Origin of the sequence: Streptomyces stoeckheimensis (genome assembly GCF_045822005.1) — a bacterium.
Taxonomy (GTDB): domain Bacteria; phylum Actinomycetota; class Actinomycetes; order Streptomycetales; family Streptomycetaceae; genus Streptomyces; species Streptomyces stoeckheimensis.
The window spans coordinates 3066003-3077534 of record NZ_CP169550.1 but is presented as its reverse complement, the minus strand read 5'-3'; the positions used below and the strand labels follow the sequence as shown (position 1 = coordinate 3077534).

The window sequence follows — 11532 nt, the reverse complement described above, 5'->3', positions numbered from 1 at the left end:
GAGCCCCGGATGAGGGGTGTAAGGATCTGTTCTACCCGAAGAACGCTCACCCAGACGAGTCGATTCCCGCTCGACCATAAGCTCCTTGTCCCGGTTTTGGCGAAAAGTCCAAACCTCTCTGTCCGATGGGCGAGACGCGCCGCAAATAGTGCGGCAAAAGGACCAGGTCACGGCCGTTCGTGCGGTTCTGAGGCCCCTTGTCCGCAGTCCTGTTGGGTACGAAGCGGCTGCCGTTATCCGATTTTGACCTGACGGGCTGCCTGAATGACTCAGTCCGAATGGCAAGATGCCCCTAATCACACAAGGTCGCGACACTCGATGGGGCGTGCCCGACCGCTTTTCGATGCTTTCCACCTGCCGGAGGAACCAGCTCATGACCGCTAGCACCACCCGCCGTACGACCGCCGCCCGGTCCCGGATCGCCGCGGTCGGCGCGATCGCGGTCGCCGGCGCCCTGATCCTCACCGGCTGTGGAGACCAGACCGAGAAGAAGGGGTCCGGGGACGCGACGAAGTCCAACTCCGCCCCCCTCTTCTCCGCCCTGCCGAAGAAGATCCAGGACGCGGGTGTCATCAAGGTCGGCACGGACGCGGCGTACGCGCCGATGGAGTTCACCGAGGGCGGCAAGATCGTCGGTGTCGACCCCGACATCGCCGAGGCCCTGGGCAAGCAGCTCGGCGTGAAGTTCGAGTTCACCTCGGGCAGCTTCGACGGTCTGATCACCTCGATCTACTCCGGCCGCCAGGACGTGATCATGTCCTCGGTCACGGACAACGAGAAGCGCCAGAAGGGCCTCGACGACGAGGGCAAGCAGATCGGCAAGGGGATCGACTTCGTCGACTACTTCTCCTCCGGCGTCTCGCTCCTCGTCAAGAAGGGCAACCCGCAGAACATCAAGTCCCTGGACGACCTCTGCGGCAAGACCGTCGCCGTCCAGCGCGGCACGATCTACGAGGACACCTTCAAGGCGCAGGCCACGAAGTGCGGTGACAAGAAGCTCACCATCGAGGCCTTCGACACCGACGCCGAGGCCCAGACCCGCGTCAAGGCCGGCGGCGCCGTGGCCGACCTGAACGACTTCCCGGTCGCCGCGTACATCGCGAAGACCTCGGGCGGCGGCAACGACTTCGAGGTCGGCGGCGCGCAGGCCGACGTCGGCCTCTTCGGCATCGGCGTCAGCAAGGAAAACACCCAGCTGCGCGACGCGCTGAAGCAGGCCCTCGACGCGATCATCAAGGACGGCTCCTACGCCAAGGTCCTGGAGAAGTGGAACGTCAAGGACAGCGCCGTTCAGTCCGCGACGGTCAACGCAGGCAAGTGACCCGTGCGGTCCGGGGGCGCCCGCGCCCCCGGACCCTGGTTCCTGAGCTCCACTGAAGGGCAGTCGTTGTGACTGACAAGATCGACAAGGATCCGGCGGCGACCCCGCCGGCCGGGCCCGGCGCCTCGGGTACCCCGTACGAGGCCATCAAGGCAATCCCCGTGCGGCATTACGGCCGCTGGGTCAGCGGTGTCGTGGTCATCGTCCTGCTGGGCTGGCTGGTCTACGCCTTCTCGCAGGGCAATGTGATCTGGAAGACGGTCGGGGACAAGCTCTTCGATCCCTCGATCATCGCCGGCCTCGGCAACACCGTGATCATCAGTGTGTCCGCGATGGCGCTGGGCCTGGTGCTCGGCATCCTCTTCGCGGTCATGCGGCTTTCGAAGAACCCGGTGACCAACACGGTCGCCTGGCTCTACATCTGGTTCTTCCGCGGTACTCCGGTCTACGTGCAGCTGCTGGTGTGGTTCAACCTGTCGTTGATCTTCCAGTACGTGAACCTCGGCCCGATCTACAAGCAGGAGACCGTCGAGCTGATGACCCCGTTCATGGTCGCCCTGCTGGGGCTGGGCCTGAACGAGGGCGCGTACATGGCGGAGATCGTCCGTGCGGGCATCCAGTCCGTCGACGAGGGCCAGGGCGAGGCCTCGCACGCGCTGGGCATGACCCAGACGCAGACCATGCGCCGTGTGGTCCTCCCGCAGGCGATGCGCGTGATCATCCCGCCGTCGGGCAACGAGTTCATCAACATGCTGAAGACCTCGTCCCTGGTGTCGGCGGTGCAGTACACCGAGCTTTTGCGGGCCTCGTCGAACATCGGGTCCACGGCCGGTGCGATCATGGAGATGCTGTTCGTCGCCTCCATCTGGTACCTGGCTCTGACCAGTGTGTTCAGCGTCGGGCAGTACTACCTGGAGCGCCGTTACGCGCGTGGTTCGCTGCGTTCCCTGCCGCCCACGCCGCTCCAGCGGCTCAAGGCCAACCTGAACATGTTCCGCCGTACGGAGGTGGCGAAGTGACCGCCCAGCCGATGGTCAAGGCCGAGGCCGTCCACAAGTCGTACGGCGCCGCCCACATCCTGCGGGGCATCGACCTCGAAGTCGCTCCCCGCGAGGTGTTCTGCCTGGTCGGCCCGTCGGGCTCCGGCAAGTCGACGTTCCTGCGCTGCATCAACCACCTGGAGCGCATCAATGCCGGGCGGCTCTCGGTGGACGGCCAGCTGGTCGGCTACAAGGAGAAGGCCGGGAAGCTCTACGAGCTGAAGGACAGCGAGGTCGCGGCGCAGCGCCGGGACATCGGCATGGTCTTCCAGCGGTTCAACCTCTTCCCGCACATGACGGCCATAGAGAACGTCATGGAAGCCCCGGTCATGGTCAAGGGCGAGAGCAAGGCCGTCGCGCGGGCGCGTGCGGTCAAGCTCCTGGACCGGGTCGGTCTCGGCGACAAGGGCGGGAACTATCCCACCCAGCTCTCCGGTGGTCAGCAGCAGCGTGTGGCGATCGCCCGTGCGCTGGCGATGGAGCCGAAGCTGATGCTCTTCGACGAGCCCACCTCGGCGCTCGACCCGGAGCTCGTCGGTGACGTCCTCGACGTCATGCGGGACCTGGCCGAGTCGGGCATGACCATGATCGTGGTCACCCACGAGATGGGTTTCGCCCGCGAGGTCGGCGACAACCTCGTCTTCATGGACGGCGGTGTGGTGGTCGAATCCGGCCACCCCCGCGAGGTCCTGGGCAACCCGCAGCACGACCGGACGAAGGCCTTCCTCTCGAAGGTCCTGTAGGCCGGCGGCGTTCCACGCGTGAGGGGCGGTACGGACATCCGTACCGCCCCTCAGGCACGTCCGGCCCGCACTGCGGGCCGGGGCCTACTTCAGGGCCAGCACCAGCCCGTCGGAGGGCGAGCGCCAGACCGTACGGGCCTCCGAGAAGCCGGCGTCGCGCAGCGTGGCCGCGTGCCAGGACTCCGGCGGGGTGTCCCCGTCGGCGTGCTCGCCGTAGATCTCGAAACGGGCCTTCGTCGGCTCGGCGAGCACGGGGTCGGCGGCCGCGAGCTCCCACCACTCGCGCCAGTCCAGCGCCCCGGCCGCCTTCGCCCGGTCCATTCCGCCGTGCCGGTGTGCGCGCTCGGCGGCGTTGATCCGGGGGGTGGCGGGGTCGGGCATGTGGTCGGCGTTCATGAACACCCCGCCGGTGCGCAGCAGGGGCGCGAGCTGCCCGTAGAGGACGGCGAGGTCCTCGCTGGGCAGCCAGTGCAGGGCGGTGGCCGTCAGGATGGCGTCGTAGGAGCCGTGGGGGAGGGCCGCGCGCCAGTCGGGGTCCTTGAGGTCGGCGGTCACGAAAGTGACGCGGGGGTCGCCGGCGAAGTGGCCGCGGGCGATCGTCAACAGCGCGGGGTCGAGATCGACTCCCGTACTGGTGGATTCCGGGAACCTCTTGAAGACGCGGTCCGTGATACTTCCCGTACCGCACGCGAGATCGAGCACCCGGGGGGCTGTGCCGACCAGAGCCTCCACCATGTCCAGCATCACCCGGAACCGCTCCTCGCGGTCCGGCATGTACCACTCCTGCTGCCGGTCCCAGCTGTCCTGCCAGGCCTGCCAGTCGGTCGGTGCTGCCGTATCGAAGCGTGCCGTATCCGCCACGAAATCCTCCACGCGTAATACCCTCGAACATGTCTCAGCCGTTACCGGAGACACTAATCTGCAGCCGTAAGGACTACAAGTGGAACTGGCCCATTACTCGGACTACGCCGTGCGCCTGGTCAACACCGAGGAGCCGGCCCGCAACAAGGACTCGCTGACCTCCGTGGACGCCGTCCGTGCGCTCTTCGGTGCCAGCGTCCAGATGGCCCGCCGGGTCACGGACGGTGACGTCACCCGCTTCCGCAACGTCCGCGGCCGGCTGCGCACCGTCTTCGAGGCCGCCGACGGCGGGGACCACGTCCTCGCCGTCGACCTGCTGAACTCACTGCTCATGGAGTTCCCGGTCAGCCCGCAGGTCTCGGGGCACGAGACGATCGGCGAGCACGGCGGCCCGAACTGGCACATCCACCTGGCCGACCACCCCTCCAACGCCTCCGCCGGCTACGCCGCGATCGCGTGCTTCGGGCTGGCCTTCCACCTCACCGAGCACGGCCCGGACCGGCTCGGCCTCTGCCAGGCCCCGCCCTGCCGCAACGCCTACCTCGACACCTCCACCAACCGCTCCCGGCGGTACTGCTCCGACCGGTGCGCCACGCGCGCCAACGTCGCCGCCTATCGCGCCCGCAAGCGGCTGGAGGCCGAGGAGTCCGCCCACAGCGGGCGCAGCGCCGAGGAAGCCCAGGAGAGCCACGCCCTCAGCGAGCGCTGACCCTCCGCCGCGTGTTCCGGCCGGGGGCGCGGCCGGAAGCGGACCACCGCCGTCGCCAGCACCAGCTCGTCGGGGACCGCGCCGTAGTCCGTGCTGTCGCCCGTCTCGTTGTACGGGTTGTCGCCCAGCACCCACCAGCCGCCCGGCCGCCGCTCCGCCGCCCGCTTCACGACCAGCAGGTCCTGCTGGAACGGGTGGCGCAGCACCACCACGTGGCCCGGCCGCACGGGGGCCCCGTAGCGGACCAGCAGCTGGTCCCCGTTCTCCAGGGTCGGCGCCATCGAGGGGCCGCTCACCTCCACGGTCCCGATCCTTTTCAACGGCGACTCCCACTCCCGCGACCGGCCGCGCGAGCGCGTGCTCCCCGTCATCCGTGACCTCCGTAACCGCTCTGGTCCACTCTTCGTGCCCCCCGCATGCTGCCGCACTCTTCCGTACATTCGGTCACCGGCCCGGGCACACCCCTGGACTTTTGTCCCAACCCCACGGGGGCGGCCGCGAAATCGTCTTTCTCACGGAGTAATCTCCCCCTTGAGAAGACGATCACGAGGAGGACAAACTCCATGCTTTCCCGCCTCTTCGCCCCCAAGGCGAAGGTCTCCGCCCACTGCGATCTTCCGTGCGGCGTGTACGACCCTGCCCAGGCCCGCATCGAGGCCGAGTCCGTCAAGGCCGTGCAGGAGAAGTACCAGGCCAACGACGACGCCGACTTCCGCGCGCGCGCCATCACCATCAAGGAGCAGCGCGCCGAGCTCGCGAAGCACCACGTCTCCGTGCTGTGGAGCGACTACTTCAAGCCGCCGCACTTCGAGAAGTACCCGCAGCTGCACACCCTGGTCAACGACACCCTGAAGGCCCTCTCGGCCGCCAAGGCGTCGAACGACCCGGCGACCGGCGCCAAGGCGCTGGAGCTCATCGCCGAGATCGACCGCATCTTCTGGGAGACCAAGGCCGCCTGATCAGGCTCCGCGCCTGATCGGCCTTGTCCCGAGGACGATGACGAAGGGGCCCGACCGCACTGCGGTCGGGCCCCTTCGTCATGCCGTTCGTCGTGCTGCCGGCTACTCGCTCTAGTCCTCGTCCTCGTCCTCGTCGTCCAGGCGGGCCAGCCAGGTGGCGAGGCGTTCCACCGGGACCTCGAAGTCCGGGTTCAGGTCGACGAAGGTGCGCAGCTGCTCGGCGAGCCACTCGAAGGTGACCTCCTCCTCGCCGCGCCGCTTCTCCAGCTCCTCGATGCCGCGATCGGTGAAGTACAAGTCGGGCTCCGTGCGGTGGTCGGGTGTTCGGGTGTGTCCCGTCAGGATAATCCGCCGCCCCGCCGGGCCCGGACCTGACCGCTTTCCGCCGTTCGCGGAGCCCCTCCCCAGGGCAGGGATGAAGGGTCCGCGGCGGGAGGTATGCATGGATCACCCCGAGCCGAGCGACGGCGTGCTGCGGGCCCTCGGTTCCACCGAGCCGTCCGCCGAGGGGACCGCGCTGGTGTGCGGCGTACGGCGGGCCCGGCGGCTGCGGCTGCTGCGCGAGCTCGGGGAACTGCCCGGCGCCCGCGCCGGGGAGGCCGCCGAGCGCTGGGCCCTGCTGGCGGAGGCCGGGCGCCGCGACCCCGGCGCGGTGGCCGACGTGGTGCACTATCCGGCCACCGGGGTGTGGGCCGAGGAGACGCTGCGCCGGCTGCGCACGCGGCACGGGCCGCCCGCGGACCTCGGACACCTCGGGGCGCTCGCCGCCGCCGCGGCGCTGCGCGCCGGGATCGGCTTCAAGATCACGCTGCGGCCCGCGCACGGACGCCTCGCCCTGCCCACCCTCGGACTGCTGCGCCCGGACCGGCCGGGCCCGCTCGCCCTCACCGAGGGCTCCTGGGACCCCGGCAACCCGGAGGCGCTGGCCCTGCACGCGCTGCCCGACGGGCGGACCGCCCTGGACGACCTGGACCCGTACCGCGCCCCCGGGACGGTGCCCGCCGCCCGGCGGCTCACCCCCAAGGGGCACAAGCGCTGGGACACCCAGTGGTCCGGGGCCCTCAGCCTGCTGCGGCGCTACGACACCGCCCGCGCGGAGGAGGCCGGCAGGCTGCTGCGCTGCCTGGTCCCGCTGTCCGGCAGCTCCCGGTCCTACGGCGCGACCCTGCCCGCCGCGGCGGGCTCCGTCCTGGCGCGGGCCCAGCCGCCGCCCGCGCTGGCCGCGACCCTCGTGTTCGAAGTGCAGCACGGGAAGCTGGCGGCCCTCGCGGAGGTGCTCCCGCTGCACACCGCCGACCGTGCCGCACGGTACTGGGCACCCTGGAGGACCGATCCGCGGCCGCTGGAGGGGCTCCTGCGGGGCGCGTACGCGCATCTCGGACTGGCGGGCTACTGGCAGCGCGCGGCGCTCTACGGGGCCAGGGGGGCGTGGGCGCAGCACGCGCGGGTGCGGGCGCAGGTGGCGGCGGTGCTGCCCGTTCTGGTGTCGTGCCCGGAACTCACCCCGGGGGGTCGGGTGTTCGCCGAGGCGATGGCTGCTGCGGAGCGGGCCATGGACGGGGTGCCGGCGCCGGGGTCTCGGTACGCGGTGGCCCGCGGGGTGGTGGAGCGGGACCGGGCCGCCTGGTGCGAGGCGCACCCGAACCTGGCCCCGTACGCGTCCGGCTGACGGGGTGGGCCGCTGCGCGGGGCCGTCCCCTACCCGCCCTTCCACCGTTCCCCGGGCTCTGCCCGGACCCGGTCCGCGAACGCCGGACGGGCTGGAAGCGCCGGAAGGCCCGGCCCCCGCAGGGGGGCCGGGCCTTCCGGGAGGTGTGAGGCTTACGCCTCGAAGACCTCGTTGAGGAGGAGCTGCTGCTCCGCCTGGTGGCGCTTGGCCGAGCCGACCGCCGGGGACGAGCCGTGCGGGCGGGAGATGCGGCGCAGGCGCTCGCCGGCCGGGACGTCCGCGCCGACCGCCAGGTCGAGGTGGTCGATCAGGTTGAGCGCGATGAAGGGCCACGCGCCCTGGTTCGCCGGCTCCTCCTGGGCCCAGATGTACTTCGCCGCGTTCGGGAACTTGGCGATCTCTGCCTGGAGTTCGGCACCCGGGAGGGGGTAGAGGCGCTCGATGCGGATGATCGCCGTGTCGGTGATGCCGCGCTTCTCGCGCTCGGCCTCCAGGTCGTAGTAGACCTTGCCCGCGCAGAAGACGACCTTGCGGATCTCGTTCGGGTCACCCGCTCCGGAGGAGATCCGGGTGTCGCCGATGACCGGACGGAACGAACCGGTCGTGAACTCCTCCGCCTTCGACGCCGCCGCCTTCAGACGCAGCATCGACTTCGGGGTGAAGACGATGAGCGGCTTGTGGTGCGGGTTGTGGACCTGCCAGCGCAGCAGGTGGAAGTAGTTCGACGGGAGCGTGGGCATGGCCACCGTCATGTTGTCCTGCGCGCACATCTGCAGGAAGCGCTCCGGGCGGGCGGACGAGTGGTCCGGGCCCTGGCCCTCGTAGCCGTGCGGCAGGAGGAGCGTGACGCCGGACGTCTGGCCCCACTTCTGCTCGGCGGAGGAGATGAACTCGTCGACGACGGTCTGCGCGCCGTTGACGAAGTCGCCGAACTGGGCCTCCCAGAGGACCAGCGCGTCCGGGCGGGCCAGCGAGTAGCCGTACTCGAAGCCCATGGCCGCGTACTCGGAGAGCAGCGAGTCGTAGACGTTGTAGCGGGCCTGGTCGTCCGACAGGTAGAGCAGCGGGGTGTAGTCCTCGCCCGTCTCCCGGTCGATGAGGACCGCGTGGCGCTGACCGAAGGTGCCGCGGCGGGAGTCCTGGCCGGACAGCCGGACCGGGGTGCCCTCCATCAGCAGCGAGCCGAAGGCCAGGGTCTCGCCCATGCCCCAGTCGATGGTGCCGTCGTCGATCATCGCCGCGCGGCGCTGCAGCTGCGGCAGCAGGCGCGGGTGGACCGTGTGGCCGTCGGGGATGTTGACCTGGGCCTCGGCGATCCGCTTGACGACCTCCTGGGAGATCGCGGTGTTCACGGCGACCGGGAACTCCTGCGCGACCTGGGCGGGCGCCACCGTGGTGACCGCGGGCTGCGTGGCGGCCTCGCGGACCTCCGCGAAGACCTTCTCCAGCTGGCCCTGGAAGTCCTGGAGCGCCTGCTCCGCCTCTTCCAGGGTGATGTCGCCGCGACCGATGAGGGACTCGGTGTACAGCTTGCGCACCGAGCGCTTCTTGTCGATCAGGTCGTACATCAGCGGCTGCGTGAACGCCGGGTTGTCCGACTCGTTGTGACCGCGGCGGCGGTAGCAGATGAGGTCGATGACCACGTCCTTGTTGAACGCCTGACGGAACTCGAAGGCGAGCCGCGCGATGCGGACCACCGCCTCCGGGTCGTCGCCGTTCACGTGGAAGATCGGCGCCTCGATCATGCGGGCCACGTCGGTCGCGTACATCGAGGAACGCGAGGACTCCGGGGCGGCGGTGAAGCCGACCTGGTTGTTGATGACCACGTGCACGGTGCCGCCGGTGCGGTAACCGCGCAGCTGCGACATGTTCAGCGTCTCGGCGACGACGCCCTGGCCCGCGAAGGCCGCGTCGCCGTGCAGGGCGACGGGCAGGACCGTGAAGTCCGTGCCGCCCTTGTTGATGATGTCCTGCTTGGCGCGGACCACGCCCTCCAGGACCGGGTCCACCGCCTCCAGGTGCGAGGGGTTGGCGACGAGCGAGACCTTGATCTGCTCCCCGTCCAGGCCCGTGAAGGTGCCGTTGGCGCCCAGGTGGTACTTGACGTCGCCGGAGCCGTGCATGGACTTCGGGTCGAGGTTGCCCTCGAACTCGCGGAAGATCTGCGCGTACGACTTGCCGACGATGTTCGCCAGGACGTTCAGGCGGCCGCGGTGGGCCATGCCGATCGCGACCTCTTCGAGGCGGGCCTCGGCGGCCGAGTCGATGACGGCGTCGAGCAGCGGGATGACGGACTCGCCGCCCTCCAGGGAGAAGCGCTTCTGGCCGACGTACTTCGTCTGCAGGAAGGTCTCGAAGGCCTCCGCCGCGTTCAGCCGGCGCAGGATCCGCAGCTGCTCCTCGCGCTCCGGCTTGGAGTGCGGGCGCTCGATGCGGTCCTGGATCCAGCGGCGCTGCTTCGGGTCCTGGATGTGCATGAACTCGACGCCGGTGGTGCGGCAGTACGAGTCGCGCAGCACGCCGAGGATGTCGCGGAGCTTCATCATCGACTTGCCGGAGAAGCCGCCGACCGCGAACTCGCGCTCCAGGTCCCACAGGGTGAGGCCGTGCTCGGTGATGTCGAGGTCGGGGTGCTTGCGCTGCTTGTACTCCAGCGGGTCGGTGTCGGCCATGACGTGGCCGCGGACCCGGTAGGAGTGGATCAGCTCGAAGACGCGGGCGGCCTTCGTGACGTCGTCGTCGTGCGAGGCGTCGATGTCCCGGAGCCAGCGGACCGGCTCGTACGGGATGCGCAGCGCCTCGAAGACGTCGTCGTAGAAGCCGCTCTCGCCGAGCAGCATGTTCGCGACGATGCGCAGGAACTCGCCGGAGGCCGCGCCCTGGATGACCCGGTGGTCGTAGGTCGAGGTCAGGGTCATGACCTTGGAGATGCCCAGCTTGTTCAGGGTGTCCTGCGAGGTGCCCTGGAACTCGGCGGGGTAGTCCATGGAGCCGACGCCCATGATGACCGACTGTCCGGGCATCAGGCGGGGCACGGAATGGACGGTGCCCAGGCCGCCGGGGTTGGTGAGGGAGACCGTCACCCCGGTGAAGTCGTCCATCGTCAGCTTGCCGATGCGGGCCCGGCGGACGATGTCCTCGTAGGCCTGCCAGAACTCGAAGAAGTTGAGGGTCTCGGCCTTCTTGATGCCGGCGACGACGAGCTGGCGGTCGCCGTTGGGCTTCACCAGGTCGATCGCGAGGCCGAAGTTGATGTGCTCCGGCTTGACCAGGGTCGGCTTGCCGTCCTTCTCCGCGAAGGAGTAGTTCATCGACGGCATGGCCTTGATGGCCTGCACCATCGCGTAGCCGATGAGGTGGGTGAAGGAGATCTTCCCGCCCCGGGCGCGCTTCAGGTGGTTGTTGATGACGATGCGGTTGTCGAACAGCAGCTTCACCGGGACGGCTCGGACGGACGTGGCCGTCGGCACTTCCAGGGAGGCGTTCATGTTCTTGACCACGGCAGCCGCCGGGCCGCGGAGCGTCACCAGTTCGGGGCCGGCAGGGGCCTCGGTGGCGGGCGCGGCCTTCTGGGGGGCTACGGAGGCGGGGGCGGCGGCGGGAGCCGGGGCCTGAGGGGCAGCGGCAGCCGGTGCGGCGGCGGCCGGGGCCTGGGAGGTGACAGTCACAGCAGGGGCACCAGAGGGGGTGGCAGGTACAGGGGCAGGTGCTGACACGGGCGTCGTGGGCGCGGCGACCGGGGTGGCGGGCGCGAGGCTCGCCGTCCCTGTGGCGGCGGCGTCGGAAGCCTGCGGAGTCGCGGCGGTGACGGGGGCGGCCTGTGCGGAGGCGCCGTCCGTCGTCGTCGCGGCGGGGGGAGCGGGCCGGTCCGTGGGCTTATCCGCCTTCACCGGAGCGACAGCGCCCCCCGGCTTGTAGTCGGCGAAGAAGTCCCACCAGGCCCGGTCGACCGAGTTCGGGTCCTGGAGGTACTGCTGATAGATCTCGTCGACGAGCCACTCATTCGCGCCGAAGCCTGGGGCGGGGTTCTTCCCGCCTTCTCCTGCTTCGGTCGTGGTGCTCGAGTTACTGGGGGACTGTGGCGACACGGCGGCAACCGCCCTCTTCCGCTTCACAAGGTATGGACAGCGGGAATAAAGGCTACGCCTCCCGGGCCGTGAGATGCAGACCGGGCGGGACTTACGTCGCGTAGGTCACATCGAACGGCGGGTTTCACCACCAGGAATGGCG

General features: G+C 69.7%; 10 protein-coding genes. 6 read left to right on the top strand and 4 right to left on the bottom strand.

Features of this window, described 5'->3' with window-relative positions:
• Window positions 1-373: 373 nt before the first annotated feature.
• From ACE1OC_RS13755 to ACE1OC_RS13745, 3 genes are all read left to right on the top strand, one after another.
• Window positions 374-1321, top strand: coding sequence for an ABC transporter substrate-binding protein (locus ACE1OC_RS13755; RefSeq protein WP_407837253.1), 948 nt, complete (start codon window positions 374-376; stop codon window positions 1319-1321).
• A gap of 68 nt (window positions 1322-1389) precedes the next feature.
• Window positions 1390-2340 carry an amino acid ABC transporter permease gene (locus ACE1OC_RS13750; protein ID WP_407835349.1) on the top strand — a complete coding sequence of 317 codons (951 nt, stop codon included), beginning with the start codon at window positions 1390-1392 and terminating at the stop codon, window positions 2338-2340.
• Between the two features lie 11 nt (window positions 2341-2351).
• A complete protein-coding gene (locus tag ACE1OC_RS13745; RefSeq protein ID WP_407841451.1) occupies window positions 2352-3104 on the top strand; it encodes an amino acid ABC transporter ATP-binding protein in 753 nt (250 codons plus the stop codon).
• Between the two features lie 84 nt (window positions 3105-3188).
• Here ACE1OC_RS13745 and ACE1OC_RS13740 read toward each other — a convergent pair whose 3' ends face one another.
• Complete coding sequence (locus tag ACE1OC_RS13740) at window positions 3189-3965, bottom strand: class I SAM-dependent methyltransferase (RefSeq protein ID WP_407837252.1); 777 nt, start codon at window positions 3963-3965, stop codon at window positions 3189-3191.
• Window positions 3966-4044: 79 nt separating this feature from the next.
• Here ACE1OC_RS13740 and ACE1OC_RS13735 point away from each other — a divergent pair, with 79 nt between their 5' ends.
• A complete protein-coding gene (locus ACE1OC_RS13735) occupies window positions 4045-4674 on the top strand; it encodes a CGNR zinc finger domain-containing protein (protein WP_266955249.1) in 630 nt (209 codons plus the stop codon).
• Here the strand turns inward: ACE1OC_RS13735 and sodX are convergent.
• Complete coding sequence (gene sodX / locus ACE1OC_RS13730) at window positions 4578-5114, bottom strand: nickel-type superoxide dismutase maturation protease (RefSeq protein WP_375958012.1); 537 nt, start codon at window positions 5112-5114, stop codon at window positions 4578-4580. The genes ACE1OC_RS13735 and sodX overlap by 97 nt on opposite strands.
• A 123-nt stretch (window positions 5115-5237) precedes the next feature.
• Here sodX and sodN point away from each other — a divergent pair, with 123 nt between their 5' ends.
• Complete coding sequence (gene sodN, locus ACE1OC_RS13725) at window positions 5238-5633, top strand: superoxide dismutase, Ni (protein WP_030709803.1); 396 nt, start codon at window positions 5238-5240, stop codon at window positions 5631-5633.
• A 111-nt stretch (window positions 5634-5744) separates the two neighbouring features.
• Here the strand turns inward: sodN and ACE1OC_RS13720 are convergent, their stop codons facing one another.
• A complete protein-coding gene (locus ACE1OC_RS13720; RefSeq protein WP_064729792.1) occupies window positions 5745-5930 on the bottom strand; it encodes a DUF6104 family protein in 186 nt (61 codons plus the stop codon).
• 145 nt (window positions 5931-6075) lie between these two features.
• Here ACE1OC_RS13720 and ACE1OC_RS13715 point away from each other — a divergent pair, with 145 nt between their 5' ends.
• Entirely contained in the window at window positions 6076-7302 is a 1227-nt protein-coding gene (locus ACE1OC_RS13715; RefSeq protein ID WP_407837251.1) for an aKG-HExxH-type peptide beta-hydroxylase, read from the top strand.
• 152 nt (window positions 7303-7454) lie between these two features.
• Here ACE1OC_RS13715 and ACE1OC_RS13710 read toward each other — a convergent pair whose 3' ends face one another.
• Window positions 7455-11390, bottom strand: coding sequence for a multifunctional oxoglutarate decarboxylase/oxoglutarate dehydrogenase thiamine pyrophosphate-binding subunit/dihydrolipoyllysine-residue succinyltransferase subunit (locus ACE1OC_RS13710; RefSeq protein WP_407837250.1), 3936 nt, complete (start codon window positions 11388-11390; stop codon window positions 7455-7457).
• Window positions 11391-11532 lie beyond the last annotated feature (142 nt).